This is a genomic window from Rufibacter psychrotolerans (assembly GCF_016924645.1).
Taxonomy (GTDB): Bacteria; Bacteroidota; Bacteroidia; order Cytophagales; family Hymenobacteraceae; genus Nibribacter; species Nibribacter psychrotolerans.
The window spans coordinates 1-22,353 of sequence record NZ_JAFFJV010000019.1; the positions used below are offsets into that span (position 1 = coordinate 1).

19 protein-coding genes are annotated in these 22,353 nt (G+C 53.8%); 7 read left to right on the forward strand and 12 right to left on the reverse strand.

Going from position 1 to position 22,353, the window contains the following annotated elements:
* Positions 1–167: 167 nt before the first annotated feature.
* The 6 genes from JT718_RS16680 to JT718_RS16705 form a co-directional block, all read right to left on the reverse strand.
* The gene (locus JT718_RS16680) at positions 168–596 is read right to left on the reverse strand and encodes a GNAT family N-acetyltransferase (protein ID WP_205503927.1); all 429 of its coding nucleotides are present in this window, start codon (positions 594–596) and stop codon (positions 168–170) included.
* Positions 586–2,295, reverse strand: a complete 1,710-nt coding sequence (gene gldG, locus JT718_RS16685; protein WP_205503928.1) for a gliding motility-associated ABC transporter substrate-binding protein GldG — start codon at positions 2,293–2,295, stop codon at positions 586–588. The genes JT718_RS16680 and gldG overlap by 11 nt, the downstream gene beginning before the upstream one ends.
* Complete coding sequence (gene gldF, locus JT718_RS16690; RefSeq protein WP_205503929.1) at positions 2,289–3,017, reverse strand: gliding motility-associated ABC transporter permease subunit GldF; 729 nt, start codon at positions 3,015–3,017, stop codon at positions 2,289–2,291. Before gldF ends, gldG begins: the two co-directional genes overlap by 7 nt.
* Before the next feature lie 491 nt (positions 3,018–3,508).
* The gene (gldA, locus tag JT718_RS16695; protein ID WP_205503930.1) at positions 3,509–4,429 is read right to left on the reverse strand and encodes a gliding motility-associated ABC transporter ATP-binding subunit GldA; all 921 of its coding nucleotides are present in this window, start codon (positions 4,427–4,429) and stop codon (positions 3,509–3,511) included.
* Positions 4,430–4,438: 9 nt separating this feature from the next.
* Positions 4,439–5,152 (reverse strand): SDR family oxidoreductase, encoded by a 714-nt coding sequence (locus JT718_RS16700; protein WP_205503931.1) that lies wholly within the window; start codon positions 5,150–5,152, stop codon positions 4,439–4,441.
* 499 nt (positions 5,153–5,651) lie between these two features.
* Positions 5,652–6,359, reverse strand: coding sequence for an SDR family NAD(P)-dependent oxidoreductase (locus JT718_RS16705; protein ID WP_205503932.1), 708 nt, complete (start codon positions 6,357–6,359; stop codon positions 5,652–5,654).
* A gap of 107 nt (positions 6,360–6,466) precedes the next feature.
* On the opposite strand from JT718_RS16705, the gene JT718_RS16710 reads away from it, so the two are divergent.
* Together JT718_RS16710 and JT718_RS16715 are read left to right on the forward strand one after the other, a co-directional pair.
* Entirely contained in the window at positions 6,467–7,195 is a 729-nt protein-coding gene (locus JT718_RS16710; protein WP_205503933.1) for an MlaE family ABC transporter permease, read from the forward strand.
* Positions 7,196–7,228: 33 nt separating this feature from the next.
* Positions 7,229–8,029 carry an ABC transporter ATP-binding protein gene (locus JT718_RS16715; protein WP_205503934.1) on the forward strand — a complete coding sequence of 267 codons (801 nt, stop codon included), beginning with the start codon at positions 7,229–7,231 and terminating at the stop codon, positions 8,027–8,029.
* 593 nt (positions 8,030–8,622) lie between these two features.
* Here JT718_RS16715 and JT718_RS16720 read toward each other — a convergent pair.
* From JT718_RS16720 to JT718_RS16735, 4 genes are all read right to left on the reverse strand, one after another.
* Positions 8,623–9,924: a NupC/NupG family nucleoside CNT transporter gene (locus JT718_RS16720; RefSeq protein ID WP_205503935.1), complete on the reverse strand. Its 1,302-nt coding sequence runs from the start codon at positions 9,922–9,924 to the stop codon at positions 8,623–8,625.
* Positions 9,925–10,020: 96 nt separating this feature from the next.
* Positions 10,021–10,629 carry a bifunctional nuclease family protein gene (locus JT718_RS16725; RefSeq protein WP_205503936.1) on the reverse strand — a complete coding sequence of 203 codons (609 nt, stop codon included), beginning with the start codon at positions 10,627–10,629 and terminating at the stop codon, positions 10,021–10,023.
* A gap of 10 nt (positions 10,630–10,639) precedes the next feature.
* Entirely contained in the window at positions 10,640–11,614 is a 975-nt protein-coding gene (locus JT718_RS16730) for an electron transfer flavoprotein subunit alpha/FixB family protein (RefSeq protein WP_205503937.1), read from the reverse strand.
* Positions 11,615–11,616: 2 nt separating this feature from the next.
* Complete coding sequence (locus JT718_RS16735) at positions 11,617–12,354, reverse strand: electron transfer flavoprotein subunit beta/FixA family protein (protein ID WP_205503938.1); 738 nt, start codon at positions 12,352–12,354, stop codon at positions 11,617–11,619.
* A 62-nt stretch (positions 12,355–12,416) separates the two neighbouring features.
* On the opposite strand from JT718_RS16735, the gene JT718_RS16740 reads away from it, so the two are divergent.
* The 5 genes from JT718_RS16740 to JT718_RS16760 all read left to right on the forward strand — a co-directional run bounded on the left by JT718_RS16740 (position 12,417) and on the right by JT718_RS16760 (position 19,952).
* Complete coding sequence (locus JT718_RS16740) at positions 12,417–12,758, forward strand: tetratricopeptide repeat protein (RefSeq protein WP_205503939.1); 342 nt, start codon at positions 12,417–12,419, stop codon at positions 12,756–12,758.
* Between the two features lie 572 nt (positions 12,759–13,330).
* Positions 13,331–14,641 carry a TolC family protein gene (locus tag JT718_RS16745; protein ID WP_205503940.1) on the forward strand — a complete coding sequence of 437 codons (1,311 nt, stop codon included), beginning with the start codon at positions 13,331–13,333 and terminating at the stop codon, positions 14,639–14,641.
* 24 nt (positions 14,642–14,665) lie between these two features.
* A complete protein-coding gene (locus JT718_RS16750; protein WP_205503941.1) occupies positions 14,666–15,775 on the forward strand; it encodes an efflux RND transporter periplasmic adaptor subunit in 1,110 nt (369 codons plus the stop codon).
* A gap of 109 nt (positions 15,776–15,884) precedes the next feature.
* On the forward strand, positions 15,885–19,025 hold the full coding sequence (locus JT718_RS16755; protein WP_205503942.1) for an efflux RND transporter permease subunit: 3,141 nt from the start codon (positions 15,885–15,887) through the stop codon (positions 19,023–19,025).
* Positions 19,026–19,262: 237 nt separating this feature from the next.
* Positions 19,263–19,952 carry a hypothetical protein gene (locus JT718_RS16760; protein WP_205503943.1) on the forward strand — a complete coding sequence of 230 codons (690 nt, stop codon included), beginning with the start codon at positions 19,263–19,265 and terminating at the stop codon, positions 19,950–19,952.
* Between the two features lie 207 nt (positions 19,953–20,159).
* Here JT718_RS16760 and JT718_RS20755 read toward each other — a convergent pair whose 3' ends face one another.
* Both JT718_RS20755 and JT718_RS16770 read right to left on the reverse strand, forming a co-directional pair.
* On the reverse strand, positions 20,160–21,524 hold the full coding sequence (locus JT718_RS20755) for a sensor histidine kinase (RefSeq protein WP_205503944.1): 1,365 nt from the start codon (positions 21,522–21,524) through the stop codon (positions 20,160–20,162).
* On the reverse strand, positions 21,521–22,204 hold the full coding sequence (locus JT718_RS16770) for a response regulator transcription factor (protein WP_205503945.1): 684 nt from the start codon (positions 22,202–22,204) through the stop codon (positions 21,521–21,523). Before JT718_RS16770 ends, JT718_RS20755 begins: the two co-directional genes overlap by 4 nt.
* Positions 22,205–22,353: the final 149 nt, after the last annotated feature.

The window sequence follows — 22,353 nt, forward strand, 5'->3', positions numbered from 1 at the left end:
CCAAGAGGTCCGCTTTAGGGCTGATTTCTGGAAATCAGCCCTAAAGCGGACCTCTTGGGTTTATGTGGTTGCTCCTATGTGAGCTGTTTGTTCTTCTATAACAGCAGTTGCAGAGAAATTGCCCCTGATTATTCCCTCAGGTGAAATCCTCACCAGCATATAAAGCTTTACGCCCGGGTGAGCCATCTCTCCATTCTCACATATTCCCCTCCATTCTTCACAAAAGGCGCTCCTGCCACCTGCATCCCCAGCTTCTGGTAGAACGCGGCGGCCGAAGACCGGGCGTGGCACCATACCAGTGTCAATTGCCGGGAAGAAGCGTGCGCAAAAACATGCCCTAAAAGCTGGCGGCCTATCCCCTGCCCCTGGTACCGCTGCAATGTGGCGAATTTCCGGAACTGCGCCTCCTGTTCGCCCTGCCTAAACAAGGAAACTACTGCAACCAATTCCTGACCCAAAAAAGCCCCGAAGTGTACGCCCTCCGCATCTTCGGGCAGCTGCACAAAAGTGACCGGCTTATCCGGCCACATGACCTGGTGCCGCAATGGCCAGGTCTGTGATGCAGCAATCTCTTTGATTTGGAGACTAGCGGGCATACTTGCGCTTGCGCAGCCAGAACTTCACCACCCCAAAGGAAAGCAACAGCACCAACGGAAGCCCCAGGTTGATGGCCTGCCACTTGGTGCGCTCCTCGCGCAGTTTGGCTTTGTCTAAGGGCCGCAGCTTAATCTCCTTTCCGCGCAGCTCAATCAGGCCTTTCTCGTCCAAGAGGTAATCGGCCACGTTTTTGAGCAGTTCTTTGTTGGCGAAGCGGGCTCGGGTATAGCGGTCAAAGCCCAGTTCCAGGGGTCTGCCCGAGCGCGGGTCCACGTCGTTGGCGGCCAGGTCGCCGTCTGAGAAGACCACCACCTGCGAAGCCTTGCCCTGGGCCTGGAACGGAATGGTGGCCCCTTCGGGTACCGGCCGGTTCCGGAACACCGACTGGAACTTGCCCTCCAGCAGATAGCCCACGGGAATGGCGTTCTCCTTGAACAAGCGCGGGTCACGGTCTACGCGCGGGTCGTTCAGCGAAATAGAAACCGGCGACTCGCGCTTGCGGGAGTACTGTGAGGTCCAGAGCAGCGGCGATTTTTTGATGCCCACGGCCTTCACCGTGTCCAGGGAACTCACAAACTTGGTCTGCACGGCATCCAGGTTACGGGTGAGCGGCAAGTTGCTGAAATTGGTGATGAGCGGGTAGTAGCGCCAGGGCACCAACTGCGTCTGCGGCTGATTGCCCATGTACCCCGTCACCATAGGGATAAAGCTGGAGTTCAGGTCCTGCACCAGGTCTGGGTTCACGCGCACGCCGTACCGGAACAGCATGTCCTGCAGGTTCAGGTCGTACGGAAACGCCAGGGCGCCCTGCTCACTGATGCTGTCCAGGGAGGCGCGCACGCCGTCCAACAGGAACAGCAGCTTGCCGCCCCGCATCAGGAACTGATCCATCTTGTACTTGTCCAGCTCAGAGAAAGGCTGGGTGGGTTTCATGAGCACCACCAGGTTGAAGTTGTTCAGGTCCGGCACCTGCGCCAGCTCCACGCGGTTCACGGTGTAGTACTCAGAAAGTGTGCCCAGGAAATCGGCGGCCTGCGGCAGCCACAGTTCGCCATGACCCTGCACCACGCCAATACGGCCGGCGCTGGCCGAGGCTACCTTCCGGATGGCCGAGGCCAGTTCATATTCCAGGCCCTCAATGGACTGGTTCAGGCGTTCCTCGGGGGCAGCGGCCTGGCTTCCCTTGAGCAAGGTGGCCGCGGTTTCCTTGGTGCCAGCAGAGATGAGGGCTCCGGGGAACACGATCTTCTCTACCTTCTTGTCGCCTTCCTGCGCGAACAGATTGGTGGGTTGCAGCCCTTTCTGGGCCAATTGGGTGTAAAACTGGTTGCGCGCCTGCTCATTGGTGTTGGCATTGGGGTCCACGAACTGGTACTGCACCCGGCCGTCTGAGTACAGGCGGAACTCTTCCAGAGTTTCGCGGATGCTGTTCTGCAGGCGGCGGAAGCCAGCCGGGAACTCGCCTTCCAGGTACACGGTCACCTGCACCGGCTCCCTGAGGTTGCCCAGCAGCGCCTTGGTCTGGTCTGAGATGGTGTATCGCTTGTCCTCGGTGAGGTCTATGCGGAAGAAGTAGCGGCTGGCCACAAAGTTCAGGAGCAGGAGCAGGCCCACGGCCACCAGAAAGAAGGTCCAGTCTTGCCGGCGGCGGCTTTCCACCACCGGGGCTGGCGAGGGTTGGGGGGTTTGCTCTACCATTTTCTGCTCTCCAATACAAGTTTAGTGGCCAACAACATAAGGGTGATCACGCTCAGGAAATACAGCACATCGCGGGAGTCTATGAGGCCCTTGCTGATGGAGCTGTAATGGTAAGAGATGCCCAGCTGCGCGATGTAGTACGAGGCGGTGCCCCAGGCGTCAACGGAGGCCAGCAGGTCAAAGCCGGTATACACCAGGTAGCACAGAAACACCGCCAAAATGAAGGCCACAATCTGGTTCTCGGTTAAGGACGAAGCAAAGATGCCCATGGCCACGAATACCGCCGCCAGAAACGCCATGCCCAGGTAAGAGCCCGCCACCGCCGCCGAGTCAATGTTGCCCACCGGGTCGCCCAGCTGGTACACGCTTACGTAGTACAGCAGCGAAGGCACCAGCGCGAACAAGGCCAGCAGCAGACAGGCAAAGTACTTACCCAGGAGCAATTGGGTGTCTGAAAGCGGTTTGGTGAGCAGGAGCTCCATGGTGCCGCCCTTGCGCTCCTCGGCGAACGTGCGCATGGTAATGGCCGGAATCAGGAACAGGAACAGCCAGGGGGCCAGCGCAAACACGCTCTGCAGATCTGCGTAGCCGTAGTCCAGCACGCTGCTGTCTGGGAAAACCCACATGAACAGGCCCGTGGCCACCAAAAACACGCCAATGACAATGTAGCCAATGAGCGAGTTGAGGTAGGAATTGAATTCTTTGGAAAGGATTGCGAACATATAAATTGGACACAAGGATCAAGATACCCGTATCACGCTTTTTTAGGTTATATTTTATTATGTTTTATCCCCAGCCCTTGTTGATGTTCTCACCGACAAGCACAAAGGTGTTTTAATTTTTAATACCGGCCCACCCTTCGCCTTTAGCCAGTTTGCCCCAAGCATTATCCTGGGTATTACCTAATGGAGCCGGTAGCTGCATGTAGGTGAGAACACCAACAAGGGCTGGAAAGTACCAGGACACCAGTATCACAATTTTTGTTTGGTGATTGATTCCTGTTTAAGGCTTGTTTTCTGGAAAACAGCCCCGAAGCGGATGGTTCAACGGGAGCTGATTTTAGCGGTCGCCTCCCCCGCGGGGCGCCAGCCGCCGTGCGTAAGGTAGCGCAAAAGTACCACCTGGCTCCTGCGCCGGTTGCTGGCAATATCAGCTGCGGCGACTCATCCTGTTTAAGGGCTATTTCCGGAAAAAGAAGCCCTAAACAGAAGGGTTACCGGGGTGTTTTGGTGAGGTCCTGAAACAGTTTCTCCAGGGAGTTTTCCTCCTGCTGAAGCCCCACCAAGGGCCAGCCCCTCTCCCCTGCCAACCGGAATATGGCCGAGCGCAGATCTGCCTTGGAGGCGGCGATGACCCGGTACCTGAGCGGCCCGGCGGGCTCCACCCGCTCCACGCCCGGCAAGGCCAGCAGTGGCTCAGGGTCTACCTCGGCCTCAAACTCGGCCAGGATGCGGGTTTCCTGACGGCCCATGGTTTTAAGCTCAGTCACGGGACTATCGGCTACCAGTTTGCCCTGGTTGATGATGAGCACCCGGTCGCAGAGGGCGCTTACCTCCTGCATGATGTGCGTGGAGAAAAGCACTGTTTTCTGCTGGCCCACCTCTTTGATCAGCTGCCTGATCTCCACAATTTGGTTGGGGTCCAGCCCCGTGGTGGGCTCGTCCAGGATGAGTACCTGCGGGTCATGGATGAGCGCCTGGGCCAAGCCCACCCGCTGCCGGTAGCCCTTGGAAAGGGCGCCAATCTTTTTGTGCTTTTCGCGGGTAAGGCCGCAGAGGGCAATCATCTCCTCGGTTCTGGCGCTGACCTGGCTGCCGCTCAGGCCGTGCAGTTTGCCCACAAAATGCAGGTACTCGCGCACGTACATGTCCAGGTAAAGCGGATTGTGCTCGGGCAGGTAGCCCACCTGGCGGCGGACTTCCCGGGGTTCCTCCAGCACATCGTGCCCGTTCACCAGCACGGTGCCGCTGCTGGGCGGCAGGTAGCAGGTGGCAATTTTCATGGTGGTGGACTTGCCGGCCCCGTTGGGCCCCAGGAAGCCTACAATTTCGCCGGTACCCACCGTGAACGAAACGTGGTCAACGGCGGCCTGCGGGCCGTACAGTTTGGTAAGGTCTTTTATTACTATTCCCATGCGGGGAGTTTAAGCTTTTTTAGGGGACTTGGGTCCTTTGGGCATCAAGGGGCGAACCTCAATGTTGACGTGGTGGAAATTGGGCGGTGACTGCAGGGCGTGCACTATGGTAGCGGCAATGTCCTGGGGCTGCATCATGTTCTCCCGCGAGGTAACGCCCTCAAAGTTGTCAAAGAAGCCGGTATCGGTGGAGCCCGGGTAGAGGCAGGTAACCTTCACCCCGTAGTCCCTCACCTCTTTGTACAGCGCCTCAGACAAGCCCCGCACCGCGAATTTTGAGGCGCAGTACCCCGTGAGGTTTTCGCTGCCCATGATGCCGGCAATGGAGGAAACGTTGATGATGTGGCCTTCGCGCATGCGTTTCATGCCGGGCAGCACCAGCCGGGTACAGTAAAAGATGCCGTTCACGTTGGTGTCCATCATGGTGAGCCAGTCTTTGGGGCTCATGGTGTCCAGAGCGCCCTGGATGCCCAGGCCGGCGTTGTTGATGAGCACCGAGATATTCTGGCGCAACCGCTCCTCGGTCTGCTCATAGGCGGCCCACACGGAGTGCTCATGCCGAACGTCGCATTCAAAGAAGTAAAAATCTGGGTGGGAAATTTTAGGGCGAGAGCGACTCCAGCTTACCACGGTAGCGCCTTTCTCTAACAACATGCGGGCGGTGGCCAATCCAATGCCGCTGCTGCCCCCCGTGATCACTACTACTTTTCCTTCTAGTTCCATAGTATAGAATTTGCTCAAATTTAATCAAAAGCCCCCGATTATGATAAAGCCAGCGGGGTAAGTTCAGGGCAAAGCTGCTTTGTTTTACCCACAACCAATGCCCCTCCTTTTAACAATATCACACAAAGGTCTTTATACCGCAACGGCGGGTATTCGGTTAATTTTAAGTACGCATCATGCAGACTCCGGAAAGCTTCATTCCCACACCTGCATCAAGTCTATTTTCAGCCCGATTTCTCTAAAATAGTTTCTTTTCATAATCCCTGAAATTCACCCCAAATGAAGGCAACCAAAGGGAAATCGGTTGCTGAAAAAAGAGCCTTTTACCAGGGGCACCGCTGCTACTAAAATCAGCTTAAATGTTTTAGGGCTACTTTTAAGGAAACAGCACCAAAACAGAGAATTTCTTTATTCACCGGCTGCGCCAGAACTAAAAAATAGAAGCCCCGATCAATCGTATTTTGAAGCTCTTAGGAGAGCAAGTAACGTACTAATACTCCTAAATATCACCTAGCTGGGGCCTGAGCAGCAGTTCCTCTATAACGGTTTGTTTTGACACACAGTGTGCGCCCCAGATGGCGTGGGCTACGTCTTCGGGTTTCATGAAGCGCTCTTTGGGCAGGTCCACGCCTTCCCAACTGGCGGTGTAGGTGGCCCCGGGCAGCACGGCCGTCACGCGGATGTTGTGCTCCTTGAGCTCCTCGCGTAGCACGCGGGTCATGCCGTAGAGGGCGTGCTTGGCAATGCAGTACGAGCCGCCGTTGGTGTAGGCCGTGATGCTGGCCGTGGAGCAGATGGTGAAAATGTGGCCCTCGCGGCGTTTGATCATGTCGCCCACCAGGCCCTTGGTGAGGTCATAGGCGCTGTACAGGTTGGTGTTGATCATCTCGCGCAGCACGGTCTCGCTCTCCTGGTGGATCATGCCGGGGATGAAGAAACCGGCGTTGTTGACCAGCACGTCTACCTTCACGTTGAGGGTTTTGATGTACTCCAGGAACCGCTTTACCTCGCCTTCGTGGCTCACGTCGGCGGGCAGGTAAAACACCTTGGAAAAGGTATACTGCTGCTCAATGTCCAGCTTTAATTTCTGCAGGTCTTGCTCATGGCGGGCACAGGTAATAATGTGGAATCCTTCGGCGGCAAACCGGTCAATAATAGCCCGGCCAATGCCTTTGGTGCCGCCTGTCACCACTATATATTTTTGCATGGAAATGATGTTTTTTCTTTTTTCAACGTAATATAGGCATTTGAAACTAAGATTGGCCCACCCTGCCGGGGACAGCCTTTCGGCAATGACCTTCTTTTACCTTCTGCATGAAAACCTTTGGTGCATTTTTACTCTTTTTGTCTAGCCTTGTTAAAAGAGGTGAGTCTCCCAGAATCCTGTTTCAAAGAACCATTGACGAAGCCATCTTAATAGGCATTGACTCTATCTTTATTGTGGCGGTGGTGTCCAGCTTTATTGGGGCGGTAACCTGCGTGCAGATTTCCTATAACCTCACCAACGCGCTCATCCCAAAGTCTACCATTGGCTTTATGGTGCGCGAGATGACCATTCTGGAACTGGCCCCCACCATTACCTCTATTGTGCTGGCGGGCAAGGTGGGCTCTAACATTGCCGGGGGGCTGGGCACCATGCGCATCACCGAGCAGGTAGACGCCCTGGAGGTAATGGGCATTAACCCTTCCTCTTACCTGGTCATGCCCAAAATCCTGGCGGCCCTGCTGGTGTTTCCCATGCTGGTGATCATTGCCATGTTCCTTTCCATCCTGGGCGGATACCTGGCGGGCAGTTTGTCGGGGGCGCTCTCGGGGCAGGAATACATCACGGGCTTGCGCTCGTCGTTTATCCCGTACAACATCACGTTCGCGCTCATCAAGTCGGTGGTTTTTGCCTTTCTGGTGGCGTCCATTTCCTCTTACCAGGGGTACTTTACCTCGGGCGGTGCCTTAGAGGTGGGGCGGGCCAGTACCAAGGCCGTTACCAACAGCGTGATTGCCATCCTGATTGCGGACTACGTATGCGCCGAGATTTTGCTGTAAGCCTGCTTGCGGTAGACATTAGCTTCAACCACCATGATTGAAATCCATAACATCCATAAAAGCTTTAACGGGGTCAAGGTGCTGGACGGCATCAGCGGCGTGTTTGAGTCTGGCAAAATGAACATGCTCCTGGGCGCCAGCGGCACCGGCAAAAGCGTCCTGCTCAAGTGCATTGTGGGGCTGGTAAAGCCCGACCTGGGCAGCATCACCTATGATGGCCGCATCTTCGCCAATAACAAACTGGACATCAAGCAGGAGATCAGGCGCAAGATTGGCATGCTCTTCCAGGGCAGCGCCCTGTTTGACTCCATGAATGTGAGCGAGAACGTGGAATTTCCCCTGCGCATGCTCACCGACATGAGCCGGGAAGAGCGTCGCGAGCGGGTGGAGTTCTGTCTCAAGCGCGTAGGCCTGGAGAACGCCGGCAAGAAGATGCCCTCTGAGCTGAGCGGCGGGATGAAGAAACGCGTGGGCATTGCCCGCGCCATTGCCCCGCACTGTACCTACCTGTTCTGCGACGAGCCCAACTCGGGCCTGGACCCTCTCACCGCCATCACCATCGACGAGCTGATCAAGGAAATTACCCAGGAATACAACATCACCACCCTGGTGGTTACCCACGACATGAACTCGGTGCTGGAATACGGCGATAACGTCATGTTTCTCTACAAAGGCAAGAAACTCTGGGAAGGCCACAGCACCGAGATCATGGACACGCACGTGAAAGAACTCAACGACTTTATCTTCTCCAACCGCCTCATGCGCGACGCCAAGAAAGTGGAGCAGATTGAGGAGCAGCTGGAAGAGGAACAAAACCGCGAGGACCAGAAGTAACTACTGCTTCCTTGGCAAGTAATAACCGTTTCGGGGCGATTTTGCAGAAAAGGGCCCTAAAACGGTTCTTGTGTTTGGTAGGGTAAAGCTCTGAGGCTGCCAACTATTCTATCTTGGCCTAACACGCTACATTGCCTCAATAAGACTTTTCGTGCCGTTGTTGGTGTTATCACCAACAACTTCTTACCAGTCCAACTTGAGATTAGCCTTGAAGAAAGAGCCGGTAATGGATTGTTGGTGATAACACCAACAACGGGAAAAATACTAACAACAGCAACAACAACGGGCACAGAGGCAAAAATCACCTACATGGGTACGCGGAGTACAACAACTGAAATCATGGCCTAATCACATGCATGAACGGTTCTAGGGCATTTTCTCCATAATCACTCCAAAACGGTTTTTGCGAGTAGGAAGCGGTATAGCCTGATAATAACAGGTAGAAGAATTCTCAGATTGAACCTATGCGCCTGCTCCCTTCTGCCTCAACGTACAATAAACCTGTACTAACCCCATAAAACAGTTCTCCCCGTTTCAGGGTCGCTTTTTGAAAAACGGCCCTGAAACGGGGAGAACTGGAAGGTACCTGAAGATTATAACTCAAACAGGACACCCGCGATGGTGGCAGTCATCATACAGGCTATGGAAGCTCCCAGCAGGGCGCGGAGGCCTAGTTTAGAGAGGTTCCCTTGCTGCGATGGGGCCATGCCGCCAATACCGCCAATCTGGATGGCAATGGAACTGAAATTGGAGAAACCACACAGCGCATACGTGGCCAGAATCACCGACTTGGGCGACAGAGTGCCCTGGTTTTTCATGTTGGCCAGGTCCATGTAGGCCACAAACTCATTCACGGCGGTTTTCTGGCCTAAAAGGCTACCTACCTGCAGGGTATCCTGCCAGGGACTTCCCATCAAAAACGCAAACACCCTGAAAATCTGGCCCAGAATGTACTGGAAGTTCAGGCCCTGGAAACGGCCACCCGTGTTGCTCACAATCACTTCGTTGAGGCCAGACACGCCGCCGGCCCATAACAAGATGGAGTTCAGGAGGGCAATCACCGCGATAAAGGCCAGCAGCATACCGCCCACGTTCAGGGCCAGCTTCAGGCCATCGGCGGCGCCGGTTGACATGGCGTCAATCACGTTCACGCCCAGTGATTCTTTGTTTACCTGCAGTTTGGTGTTGATCTTGTCGTCCTCGGTTTCGGGTACCAGGATCTTGGCCATCACAATACCTGCCGGGGCGTTCATGATGGAGGCGGTGAGCAGGTGCGCCGCAAAGATGGCCTGCTGCGCCGGGTCATCGCCGCCCAGGAACGCCACGTAGGCCGCCAGCACGCCGCCTGCCAGGGTAGCCATGCCCCCCGTCATGAGGCACATGAGCTCTGAGCGGGTCATGTTCTGGATGAACGGCCTCACCAGCAAAGGCGCCTCAGTCTGCCCCAGGAAGATGTTCCCGGCCGCCGAAAGGCTCTCGGCCCCGGAGAGGCGCATGCCTTTTGACATGACCCAGGCAATGCCGTACACAATTTTCTGCAGCACGCCCAGGTAGTACAAACCGGCCGTTACGGTAGAAAAGAAAATAATGGTGGGAAGCACTTTAAAGGCGAAGATGTACCCGGTACCGGCAGGTGAGTTGGGCTTGGCCAGCTCACCGAACAGGAACTCGGCCCCGGCATCGGCAAAGCTCAGGAGCTTCACAAACCCTTCGCTGACCGTCTCAAAACCGGCTTTTACAAAGGCAACTTCCGTTACCAGAACCCCGAAGATGATCTGGAGCAGCACCCCTACCCCCACTAGTTTCCAGCTGATGGCCTTGCGGTTGGTAGAGAAAAGAATGGCAATCCCAATTAAGATAAAGTAGCCGATGAGGCCCTGAAAGACAGATGACATAGAGGTGAAATATGGACAAAATTAATCCAAAATTCTGGGATAAAGAAAAAGTCTTGGGGGCAGCCCCAAGACTTTCTGTGTCTATGCTAGAAAAGCTTAATTCCGTTTGTTCAACTCGTCGCGGATTTTGGCGGCCCGCTCGTAATCCTCTTTCTCCAGGGCCTCGTTTAGCATGGTGTTCAACTCCTCCACCGACACATCAGAGATGTTGCTCTTGCCACCGGCCGGCGTACCGGTGCTGGCCGAGGAAGTGGTGGGAATCTCGTCGGTTTCCTCGTCTTCGTCTTCCTCCATATCACTAAGGATGATACCGGCCTCAGACAAGACAGACTCCACGGTGTAAATGGGAACCCCAAACCTGAGGCCAATGGCGATGGCGTCTGAGGGGCGGGCATCCAGTTCAAACTCCTTCTCGCCGTCGGTGCAGACAATCTTGGAGAAGAACACCCCTTCCTTTAAATCTGAAATCATAATCTCCCGTACGCTCACGTCCATCTGCTGGGCAAACGACTTGAATAAGTCATGGGTAAGTGGGCGGGTGGGGTTTATTTTCTCAATCTGGATGGCAATGGACTGGGCCTCAAACATGCCTATGATGATAGGCAGGCGGCGGCTCCCTTCCTTCTCGCCCAACACCAGGGCAAATGATCCAGATTGCGACTGGCTTGAGGACAAACCAAGAATCTCTAGCTCAATTTTCTTCACAGTTTCTCTTCTATTTGTCTAAAGCTTTTGCGGCTTCTATCAATTTTGGTACAACCTCGGTAGCATCTCCCACAATCCCGTAATCTGCGGCTTTGAAGAAGGGCGCCTCTGGGTCTTTATTGATAACGACAATTACTTTAGAAGAGTTAACCCCCGCCAAGTGTTGTATAGCCCCAGAAATTCCGACGGCAATATACAAATTAGGGCTAACAGTGATACCGGTTTGGCCCACGTGCTCATGGTGCGGTCTCCAGCCCACGTCGGCCACGGGCTTGGAGCAGGCGGTGGCGGCCCCCAGGGCGCTGGCCAGGTTTTCAATCAGGTGCCAGTTTTCGGGGCCTTTGAGGCCTCTGCCGCCAGAAACGACTACCTCGGCCTCTGTCAACAAGATATCCCCGGATTGTTTAACCGTTTCTTTAGGTGCGGTGGCAAAGTCTGCGTCTGAAAGATCGGCGGAGAAGTTCTCCACGGTGGCGGTGGCGCCGGCGGTAGTTTCCACCTCCAGGGCGTTTTTCTTCACCGCAATTATTTTTTTGTCTGACGTTAATTCAACGTCTGAGAAGGCTTTGCCGGAGAACACCCCGCGGCGCACGGTGAAGGTGGAGCCGTTGATCTGCGGCAGGGCTACCACGTTGGTGGCCAGGCTGGCTCCTAACCGTACGGCCAGGCGCGACCCAATGGCGGCCCCTATGTTGGAGTTAGACAGCACAATCACGGTGGAGTTTTCCTGCTCGGCAGCTTTGGCGATCACTTTCACGTAGGCGCCGGGCACAAAATTGTGCAGGCGGCTGTCATTGTCCAGTAAAACCTTGGTTACGCCCTGGGCACCTAAGCCACTGAGGGCATCGGCCTGCACATCACCAATGGCCACGGCAGTTGCCGTGGTACCCAACGCGGCCGCTACTTTGCTCCCGTACGAAGCTGCTTCCAGAGAAGACTTTTTCACTTCGCCGTTCGCGCATTCTATCACTACTAATACTGACATGCTTATAGAACTTTAGCTTCGTTACGCAATAATTTAATCAGATCACCGGCATTCTCGGCAGGGATCATCTTCACCCCGGACTTAGCGGGCGGCAACTCATAGTGTTGCACGCTGGTCTTGGCGTCCTGGCCTACCGGCTCCACCACTTTCAGGGGCTTGGTGCGGGCGGTCATGATGCCGCGCATGTTGGGGATGCGAGGCTCAGACATGGGCTGCTGCGCGGTTACCACCAGGGGCAATGCTGCCTCAATCACCTCTTTGCCGCCTTCAATCTCGCGCTCCACGGTGGCGGTGGTGCCGTTTACGTCCAGTTTAATGGCTGGCGCGATGGTGGGGATGCCTAACAGCTCGCCTACCATGCCGTGTACCTGGAAACCGTTATAGTCAATAGACTCGCGACCCATCAGGATTAGGTCGTAGGCGCCTTCTTTGGCGTAGTGGGCAATCTGCTGGGCCACCAGAAAAGCATCGGTGGGCTTCAAATTAACTCGTATGGCGTCATCGGCCCCAATGGCCAAGGCTTTCCGTATGTTTGGTTCGGTGTCAGCCTCGCCTACGTTCAATACCGTCACGGTTCCGCCCAAGGCTTCTTTCAGCTCTATGGCCCGGGTTAAGGCATACTCATCGTAGGGGTTGATCACAAACTGAACCCCGGCCGTATTAAACGCTTTGCCGTCTGGGGTAAAGGTTATTTTGGTGGTGGTATCAGGAACGTTGCTAATGCAAACTAAGATCTTCATTTAACTTAGGGTTAGCGGATTTAAGTTAATTTTGTGGGCAATTTAAAAGAATAAATCATCAAATGGAAACGACCAACAGCAGATTGACGCAACTCCTGGCCTTCTATGAAGAGGACCCCAACGATCCCTTCACGCTGTACGCCCTGGCCACGGAATACCGCCCCACAGACCCAGAAAAGGCCCGCTGGTTCTATGAAAAACTGTTGACCGAACATCCAGAGTATGTAGGCACGTACTACCACGCCGCCAGCCTCTACCTGCAGTTAGAGGAGCCGGAACTTGCGAAGCAGGCTTACCAGAAAGGCATGCAGGTGAGTCGCCAACTGGGGCAGCTTCACGCGTTCTCAGAGTTGCAGCAAGCCTACAACAAGATGATGGGTTTAGATTACGAAGATGATGAATAAATAGTTTGCATGCATACTATTTTTACAATTTTCTTAACAATCCAATCTTTTCAGGCCCAAAACGGCTTCGGGATTCTGTGGTTTTAAACTCCCAGGGAACCGGAAGCCGTTTTGCGCCTTCTTTTCAGAAATCAGCCGGAAAACAGCTTAGCACAAAAACTTGGCTCCAACTTAAATTTTAAGTTTAAGCTTTTTCTTCTACCGGTCTTAGCTTCGAAGAAAGGCCGCTGATGTCCACTCCTGCTTGGAAGCTTTACATTCTAGAACTGCTACAACATCCATTTTATTGGCCGATATCAGTTGGTAAAATATGTGGCTTTGGGTCATTATCTGAAAGGAAACTTCATATCTAGATTACCAATGCGACTGCTCCCGAAGTGTAGTACTGAAGTACTACCGGTTTTTGCCGTCCTTCCTCAAAATTCCTGAAAAACACCGCTTCTTTTGAAGAAATGCTGATATTTTAGGGCGTCACACAGCCCGTCTTCCCTCTCTCATCACTTTCTAATCTGGCTCTAATCAGCCTCTAATACGGGCACTCTAGTTTTGGACATTCTTAAAACAGAGTGCCCATGTTTACACCCAAATTGCTCTTGTTGCAGGTTCTGCTGGCCTTTTTCTTCCAACCACTATTTGCGCAATCTTCCGTCCCTACTGCCCTTCCGGTAACCGCTCCAACGGATTCGCTTCGGCTCACCATTTCAGAAGCCGAGCAGTTCTTTCAGGAACGCAACCTTCCCTTGCTGGCCCAGAAAACGGCTATTGAGGCTTCCCGCGCTGCCATCATTCAGGCAAAGTTGTTTGAAAACCCCGTCCTGAGCGTAGACCAAGGCATCTACAACCCAACCATCGGCCGCTATTTTGATGTGACCAAGCAAGGCCAGACCTACGTGCAACTGGACCAGCTCTTCTACCTGGCCGGAAAACGGAATAAGCGGGTGCAGGTAGAGCAACTGAATACCCAACTCACCGAGCAGGCCTACTTTGATCTGCTTCGCACGCTGCGCTTTGCCCTGCGCACCAGTTTCATTGAACTGCACTACAAAATGCAAGGCTACAACGTGCTGCAGGAAAGAACCAAAGCGGTGCAGCAACTCGTCACCGCCCTGGACGGGCAATACAAAAAGGGAAATTTCCCTCTAAAAGAGATCACCCGGCTCAAAGCTTTGCTGTTTCAGTTGGGCAACCAGCAGTTGAGTTTGCTCAACGAGATCCAGGAAGAACAAGCAGAGTTAAGGCTGCTCACTAGCACCCCAGCCACTACAACGCTGGTGCCGGTGGTAAACGAGCAAACCCTCACCAACATCAAGGGAGACCAACTCTCTTACGCCCACCTGCTGGAAACCGCCCAGGAAAACCGCTACGACCTGAAAGCCGCGGAAACCGACGTCCAGTTACAGCAAGCGAATCTGAAGCTACAGAAAGCCTTAGCTGTGCCGGACCTTACGGTTGGAGCCAACTATGACCGCCAAAGCAATTTCATCCGGGATTATGTGGGCCTGAACGTGTCTGTACCGCTGCCGCTCTGGAACCGCAACCAGGGCAACATCAAGATGGCCCGGCATGAGGTAGACCGCAGTCAGCAACTCTTGTCTCAGCAGCAGTTGGTGGTGGAGAACGAAGTGATGCAGGCCTACCAGAAAGCGCAGGAAGCCCAGAAGTTCTACGCCTCTTTTGATCCCAATTTCCGGCAAGACTTTGACCGCTTGCTGGAAGGCGTCACCACCAGTTTTGTGCGCCGCAACATCAGCCTCATTGAGTTTCTGGATTACTACGAAACCTACACCGATAGCATCACCCAATTGCTGGAACTCAGCACCAACCGCCTACGCACCCTGGAGGAAATCAATTTTGCCGTGGGCAAGCCGTTCATTACCTATTAATCATCTCGCTCAGCTTGTATTTATATGAAAAAAATAGCCTTTGCCCCTTTCCTGGTCTACTTAACCGGAGTAGCATTTCTTACTTCCTGCTCAGACGAACAGAAACCGATAGCTTCCTCTCCCCTGGCCCCGCATGAACTATGCCTCACCGATACGCTATCCAACATGGTACGGATGGACACCGCGCGACTGCAGCAAGTGACCAATCAATTACAACTGGTGGGAAAAATTTCGCTGGATGAGAAAAAGGTGTTCAAAGTATTTCCGCTGGTAGGCGGACACGTGCAAACCGTAAAGGTGGAGCTGGGCGACTACGTGCAAAAAGGTCAGACTTTGGCGGTGATCCGGAGTGGCGAGATTGCTGAGTTTGAACAGCAGCGCATTGCCGCGCAATCTGCCCAACAGGTGGCGCAGAAGAACCTGGATGTGGCCAAGGATATGCTGGCGGCTGGATTAATCTCCCAGAAAGAACTGCTGGCGGCGCAGCAGCAGAAAAAGAACGCCGATGCGGAAGTACAGCGCCTGAAGCAAATCTACGGCATCTACAGCATTGGCAAAGGTTCTGAGTACGTGGTGAAAGCCCCTTCGACGGGATTTGTGGTGGAAAAGAACATTAACGCCGACATGCAGATCCGCTCAGACAATAGCACCAACATCTTCACCATCTCCAGCATGAACGAAATCTGGGTCATGGCTAACGTGTTTGAGTCGGACATCTCCAAAATCAAGGAAGGCTACGAGGCTGAGGTGACCACGCTCAGCTACCCAGACAAAGTGTTCAAAGGCAAGATAGACCGCATCTTCAACGTGCTGGACCCCGAGACCCGCACCATGAAAGTTCGGGTACGTCTGGACAATCCTGATTTTTCGCTCAAGCCGGAAATGTTCGCCAACATCCGGTTACAGTACCTAGATGGCAAGCAATTGCTGGCGATACCGGCGCAATCCATCGTGTTTGACCAAAGCAAGAACTACGTGATGGTGTACCGCAAACGCTGCGATGTGGAACTACGGGAGGTACAGGTTTACCAAACCGTGGGCCAAACGGCTTACCTCCAGAGTGGGCTCCAAGAAGGAGAAAGTGTGATCAGCAAGTACCCGCTCCTGGTCTACAATGCCTCCAAGGCAAAATAAGCTGCTTAGCGTTTCTAGCCTGTTTTCATCAAATGCGGTTGATTCCAGAAACTGGCTGGCACTCTGTGTCAGGCTCCGGTTCGTCAACGGCTTAGTTATTTTTTTCCCTATGAATTCATTCATTAAAAATATCATCGGGTTCTCGCTCAAGAACCGATTCCTGGTTTTTTTCATTACCGCCGGCATTGTGGTGGCCGGTATCTTCAGCTTCCTGCACACGCCTATTGAGGCGTTCCCCGACGTGACCAACACGCGGGTGCAGATCATAACGCAGTGGCCCGGCCGCAGCGCAGAGGAGGTGGAGAAGTTCGTGACCATTCCCATTGAGGTGGAAATGAACGTGGTGCCTAAGAAGACTAGCCTTCGGTCCATCTCGCTCTTCGGGCTATCAGTGGTTACCATGATCTTTGAGGACGAGGTGGACGATTTTCATGCCCGTCAGCTCGTAGCGAACCAATTGGCCACCGTGAACTTGCCCGAGGGCATTGATGCCGAGATGCAGCCCTCCGCGGGGCCCACCGGCGAGATTTTCCGCTACACCCTGGAAAGCAAGTCCAAGGATGTACGCGAACTAAAAACCATTCAGGACTGGGTGATCGACCGCAAACTTAAAGGCGTGCCTGGGATCGCCGACGTAGTGAGCTTTGGGGGAGAAGTGAAGACCTACGAAGTGAGCGTTGACCCCAGCCTGATTGGGAAATACAACATCACCGCGCCCGATGTCTACGAGGCCATTGCTAAGAGTAACCTCAACGTGGGCGGCGATGTGATTGAGAAAAACGGGCAGGCGTACGTGGTGCGCGGCATTGGGCAGCTCAACAACATTGCAGAGATTGAGAACGTGATGGTCACGGAGCGCAACGGCGTGCCGGTGCTTATCCGCAACGTGGCTTCGGTGACGGAGTCGCATTTGCCTAACCTGGGCTTCGTGGGCCGGGACGAGAAAACCAACCTGGTGGAAGGCATTGTGGTGATGCGCAAGAACGAGAACCCCAGCGAAGTGCTGGAATCGCTCAAAAACAAGATCACCGAGCTGAACGAGCAGGTGCTTCCGGGAGACGTGCAGATTAAACCCTTCTACGACCGTTCTGACCTGATTGGCTTTACGACCAAAACCGTATCGCATAACCTGTTGGAAGGCATTGTGCTGGTGACCGCCATCGTGTTCCTCTTCATGGCCGATTGGCGCACCACCATCACGGTAGCTATCATCATTCCGTTGGCCTTGCTCTTTGCGTTCGTATGTATGCGCCTCAAAGGCATGTCGGCGAACCTGCTGTCCATGGGCGCGATTGATTTCGGGATTATCATTGATGGGGCCGTGGTGATGGTGGAGGGCTTGTTTGTGGTGCTGGACAAGAAGGCGCACGAGGTAGGCATGGCCCGCTACAACCTGCTTTCCAAACGCGGCATCATCAAGAAAACAGCCATCGATCTGGGGAAATCCATCTTCTTCTCCAAGCTGATCATCATCACGGCCCTGCTGCCCATTTTCGCCTTCCAGAAGGTGGAAGGGAAAATGTTCTCGCCACTGGCCTATACCCTGGGCTTTGCCTTGCTGGGCGCTTTGTTCTTCACGCTCACCCTGGTGCCGGTGCTTTCCAGCATGCTCTTGAACAAAAACGTGCGGGAGAAGAACAATCCGTTTGTGAATTTCCTGAACAAGTACGTCTACAAAGGCTTCAGCTTCACTTACAAATACAAGCGGGCAAGTCTGGTAGTAGCCTTGGTAATCGTGGCGGCGGGCCTGTTCACCTTCAAGTTCTTGGGCTCCGAGTTCCTGCCCCAACTGAACGAGGGGGCGGTGTACGTGCGGGCCAGCATGCCAATGAGCACGTCCCTAAAACAGTCGGTGGAAATGACCGAGAAGATCAGACGCACCATCCGGTCCTTTGATGAGGTGAAACAGGTGATGTCGCAGACGGGCCGGCCCAACGATGGTACCGATCCCACCGGTTTCTTCAACATCGAGATGCACGTAGACCTGAAGCCCAAAGATGACTGGCAACGGAAAATCAGCAAAGAAGAACTCATCCAGGAGATGCAGACCAAATTGGCGGCGTACCAGGGCATCAGCTTTAACTTCTCCCAGCCCATCATGGACAACGTGGAAGAAGCCGTCTCCGGGGTGAAAGGCTCCATGGCCGTGAAGGTGTTCGGGGATAATCTGCAGCAACTGGAGGTAGTGGGCGAAAAGGTGTACAACGTGCTCAACAAGATTGAGGGGATTGACGACCTGGGGGTGATCAACCTCATCGGGCAGCCCGAGATGCAGATTGAACTGGACCAGCAGCGCATGGCCTCCTATGGCGTCTCCACTGCCGATGCCCAGGCAGTGATTGAGATGGCCATTGGCGGGAAAGGCGCCAGCAGCCTCTACGAAGGCGAGCGCAAGTTTGACATCAGAATTCGCTACCAACAAGAGTTCCGGAACAACGAGGAGCAACTAGGCAACCTGCGGGTACCTACTAGTCACGGCGGAAACATTTCGCTGAAGGAAATTGCCAAAATCAGCAGTGTGACGGGACCCGCCTTTGTGTACCGAGAAGACAACGCCCGCTTCATTGCCGTGAAATTCTCGGTACGCGGTCGTGACCTGGGCAGCACCATCAAAGAGGCGCAGGAGAAAGTAGAACAAGCCGTAAAACTGGACAAAGGCATGCACCTGGAGTGGAAGGGCGAATTTGAAAACCAGATTCGCGCCACCGATCGCCTCATGGAAGTAGTGCCAGTTAGTATCGTCTTAATCTTCCTGGTTCTGTTTGCCTTGTTCGGGAACGGCCGTGATGCCGCTTTGGTGATCCTGAATGTGCCGTTCGCTTTGATCGGTGGTATTCTGGCCCTGCTGATAACCCATACCAACTTCAGTATTTCGGCGGGCGTGGGTTTTATTGCTCTTTTTGGGATTTGTGTGCAAAACGGGGTGATCCTGATCTCGGTGTTCAAGAATAACCTGTTGGAGGACATGCCGCTGGGCAAAGCCATCAAGGAAGGCGTGAAAGAACGTACCCGCCCCGTGGTGATGACCGCCATGATGGCTGCCATTGGATTGTTACCCGCTGCGCTTTCTACCGGCATCGGGTCCGAGACGCAGAAACCGCTGGCCATTGTGGTGATTGGCGGCCTTATCAGTGCTACCGTTTTAACCCTGCTCATTTTCCCGCTGCTCTTTGACAGCGTGTACAAGAGAACACTCAAGAAACGAACCAAAGGCCGCGTCCCTCGGAAAGCAGAGGCCGTGCCTGCATAGTTTAGTTTTGATAGGTTTAACTGTTTGTGTTACGGTTCGGGCTTGAGTGAACCGGGGTGGCCTTGCGCTACCCCGGTTATTTTGTCAACCGTGTTTTAGAGGTGTTTTCAGAAAAACAGGCTTAAAACACGCACCTGGGTAGACTGGCCTTTAAAGAAGCTTGAGCTGCTTCACCCCATCAAGTTTACCTAAATGGTAGGCTGAAAATTTTTAGAAACTTTGCTCCACTGAAACTGTATGGAAACTAGCATTGAGAAGTACAATAGCCTTCAGAAACTAATCATCAGCGATCTTACTGATCAAAGGAAGGCAGCAGCAGACTCTTTCATCAATCTCCTCACTTGCTTAGGAAAAGAGGTCAACTGGAACAGGCTGCATCATTCCATTTACGTGTTGGAGATGGGGGAACTCGCTAAAAAGAACTTCCTGCAATTCGGACTGGCGGGACCATCCGGGCACCCCGAGGTAGGTGGGCGCTACCTCAGACTTTTCGGGCTGCTAAGTGCTGTCTACGGGCAAAAGCAGGCTATGGAAAGTCTGCTGGAGCTTTACCGGATTGATGAGAAAGAAAAGATTTCCTCTGTGTTGAATAGCTCCGAGATCATTGAACTTTGTCACAAACTGGGCGCCCACGGCACACCTTTCAGAAGCAATCTGTCGGAACCTGATCACCAGATGGGTTTCTACGAGATTTCCCGGTCAGATCTTGAGGTGAGTAAGATCAAACTCCTAATAAGACAATGCGAGTTTGAGAGCTACGACCTTCTGGAAGATTTGAAAGGCTTCGACAAAAAAGTGGAGCTCACCTTATCTTTTATGATTGGGGAGATCTTAAAGAAGGCCTTCCATAACCAGGGCGAGTATTATGATCAATACAGGATCATCAACAGCCAGAAAGATATGGTTTCTGATGGATCAGGTTCATAGAACATGATCTGGAATGCGTACGACGTTACAGGGTAACGTCGCTACAGAATAATGTAGCCTCGTTACCCTGTAACGAGGTGGTGCTGCAGGGAAAAACGTGAGTTCTACACGTAGGCCTTTGCTCAACGGCTTTGTTGCTTTTCGACTTATACCTTCAATCCTGTTTACAGCCTCTTTTTTAAAAAATGGCCCTAAAACAAGTCTTGTTTAAACTGCAGGAAAAGTCAGGGTGACCGTAGTTCCATTCTGCAGAGTTGATTCAATTTGGATGGAGCCACCATGCAGGCGCATGATCTTCTCGGTCATGGCCAGCCCGATGCCGGTGCCGGTGCGCGATCGGGCGTTCTGGGCCCGGTAGAACGGCTCCAGCACCCGGTTCACCTCTTGTTCCGGAATGCCTATCCCCTGGTCCCGGACCTGCACCAATACCTGCTGCTCCTGACAGGTAAAGCCCACCACTACCTCCTGATGATCTGAGAACTTTGAGGCGTTTTCCAGCACGTTCTTGATGGCAATCTGCAGGAGGTTTCGGTTACCGCGCACCGTAATCAGGTCAGGATCAGCGGGCAAGCCCGATAGATCCAGCCGGTTCTTATTCTGCGGCAGTTGGTGATCCAGATTCGCTTTTACCTCCAGCAGCACTTCGTCAATGCGTACTTCCTCTTGCCGCACGGCTTGCTCATCAAACCCGGTCTGGGCCAGCAGAATCAAATCTGAGGTGAGCTTTTCCAGTCGCCCGGTCTCTTTCTGCAGGGTTTCCAATGATGCCCGGTACTCCTCCGGGGACCGATCTTTCAGCAGCGTCACCTCCAACTCCCCTCTGATGGCGGTAAGCGGATTACGGAGCTCATGGGAGGCATTGGAGATAAAGCTTTTCTGCATGTAAAAGGAGGTCTCCAGGCGCTCCAGCATCTGGTTGAACGTGGAAATCAGGTTCCCGATCTCGTCGCGGCTCTCCCGCTCCTGAACCCGCAGGTGCAGGTTAGCGGCCCGTATCTTATTCACTTCCTGCACAATGGACACGATGGGTTGCAGTACTTTGCGGGCGAAGAAATGGCCGGCCACCAGCATAATCAGTATCCCGATCAACACACTGAAAAGCAGCACTTCCTGCAGATTGCGGAGTTTGCCGGTTCCGGTCACGTCTACCGCCGAGACAATGACATAGAAGTTTCCCTGGTTGTCCTCGTACCAAAGCCCAACCCCTTGTTTGTCGCCCTGCCAGAACTCAGCCTGTTTGTTGCGGTCTATATCATTGAAAACTCTGGCCGGAACAGAGATTTTACCGGAATCGGGGGCCACTTTGGGGACGCGCGTTTTATCATAGATGGTAAGGGTTTCCTGGGCCAGGCTCTGTAGGTACTTACGCTGTATTTTCTGCAGACTGTGCGCACTGAGCTCGTCCCGCTCCAGGTACATCTGCGCCGAGATAACGCCCCGGTCCATGAGGCGCTGAAAGAACTGGCGCCGGGTGTACTGCTCGGCAAAGAAGTAGATGATGAGGCCCATGATGATAAGCACCCCGGTGGTGAGCCCGGTAAAGGTAAGGGTGAGCTGGCTCCGGAAATTCACGCGTCCTCCGGTTTCTTAAGGATGTAGCCCATACCCACCACCGTGTGAATCATTTTGGCCGGAAAGTCTTTGTCAATCTTGTTGCGCAGGTAGTTCACGTACACGTCTACCACATTGGAGCCTAAATCAAAGTTCAGGTCCCACACATTCTCCAGCAAGTCTACCCTGGACAACACCTTGCCCTGCTTTTTCATGAAGAACTCCAGCAGGGCGAATTCCCGGGCGGTCAGGCTGATTTCCTTGCCGGCCCGTACTACTTCCTTGGTGTCCAGGTTGAGTTGCAGATTCCCAACCTGCAGAATCGGGCTGCTGTTTGCCGGTTCGGCCCGGCGAGCCAGAGCCCTTACCCGCGCCACCAGTTCCTTGAACTTGAACGGCTTGGTGAGGTAATCATCGGCACCGGCTTCCAGCCCGTCCACAATGTCATCGGTGGCACCCAGGGCGGTGAGTAGTAGCAGGGGCGTCTTGATCTTCTCCTGCCGCAACTGGCGGCACAGGTCCAGCCCGCTCAGGTGGGGCATGATAATGTCCACCACAATGACCTGGTACTCGTTCTGCAGGGCTAGCTTCTTGCCGGTGAGGCCGTCATAGGCCACCTCTACCTCAAACGTCTGCTCCTGGAGCCCTCTTTTAATAAACGCCGCCACGTTGGGTTCATCCTCAATCACCAGTACTTTCATCTGCCAATAGAAATTCTAAAAACCTGCCCAGGTTTAAAGGTACAGGATTGGGGGCCTAAATAAAAACCGAACGGGGCAGGGAGATTCTACTGATGATGCAACCGGCCTCCCTGGGAACTGCTCCTCAGCCGGGTATCCGCCGGAAACCA

What these genes read in the sequence shown, in the direction of transcription:
- JT718_RS16680 (WP_205503927.1), bottom strand. Translation starts at nt 596, where the DNA reads ATGCCCGCTAGTCTCCAAATCAAAGAGATTGCTGCATCACAGACCTGG.
- gldG (WP_205503928.1), bottom strand. Translation starts at nt 2,295, where the DNA reads ATGGTAGAGCAAACCCCCCAACCCTCGCCAGCCCCGGTGGTGGAAAGC.
- gldF (WP_205503929.1), bottom strand. Translation starts at nt 3,017, where the DNA reads ATGTTCGCAATCCTTTCCAAAGAATTCAATTCCTACCTCAACTCGCTC.
- gldA (WP_205503930.1), bottom strand. Translation starts at nt 4,429, where the DNA reads ATGGGAATAGTAATAAAAGACCTTACCAAACTGTACGGCCCGCAGGCC.
- JT718_RS16700 (WP_205503931.1), bottom strand. Translation starts at nt 5,152, where the DNA reads ATGGAACTAGAAGGAAAAGTAGTAGTGATCACGGGGGGCAGCAGCGGC.
- JT718_RS16705 (WP_205503932.1), bottom strand. Translation starts at nt 6,359, where the DNA reads ATGCAAAAATATATAGTGGTGACAGGCGGCACCAAAGGCATTGGCCGG.
- JT718_RS16710 (WP_205503933.1), top strand. Translation starts at nt 6,467, where the DNA reads ATGAAAACCTTTGGTGCATTTTTACTCTTTTTGTCTAGCCTTGTTAAA.
- JT718_RS16715 (WP_205503934.1), top strand. Translation starts at nt 7,229, where the DNA reads ATGATTGAAATCCATAACATCCATAAAAGCTTTAACGGGGTCAAGGTG.
- JT718_RS16720 (WP_205503935.1), bottom strand. Translation starts at nt 9,924, where the DNA reads ATGTCATCTGTCTTTCAGGGCCTCATCGGCTACTTTATCTTAATTGGG.
- JT718_RS16730 (WP_205503937.1), bottom strand. Translation starts at nt 11,614, where the DNA reads ATGTCAGTATTAGTAGTGATAGAATGCGCGAACGGCGAAGTGAAAAAG.
- JT718_RS16735 (WP_205503938.1), bottom strand. Translation starts at nt 12,354, where the DNA reads ATGAAGATCTTAGTTTGCATTAGCAACGTTCCTGATACCACCACCAAA.
- JT718_RS16740 (WP_205503939.1), top strand. Translation starts at nt 12,417, where the DNA reads ATGGAAACGACCAACAGCAGATTGACGCAACTCCTGGCCTTCTATGAA.
- JT718_RS16745 (WP_205503940.1), top strand. Translation starts at nt 13,331, where the DNA reads ATGTTTACACCCAAATTGCTCTTGTTGCAGGTTCTGCTGGCCTTTTTC.
- JT718_RS16750 (WP_205503941.1), top strand. Translation starts at nt 14,666, where the DNA reads ATGAAAAAAATAGCCTTTGCCCCTTTCCTGGTCTACTTAACCGGAGTA.
- JT718_RS16755 (WP_205503942.1), top strand. Translation starts at nt 15,885, where the DNA reads ATGAATTCATTCATTAAAAATATCATCGGGTTCTCGCTCAAGAACCGA.
- JT718_RS16760 (WP_205503943.1), top strand. Translation starts at nt 19,263, where the DNA reads ATGGAAACTAGCATTGAGAAGTACAATAGCCTTCAGAAACTAATCATC.
- JT718_RS16770 (WP_205503945.1), bottom strand. Translation starts at nt 22,204, where the DNA reads ATGAAAGTACTGGTGATTGAGGATGAACCCAACGTGGCGGCGTTTATT.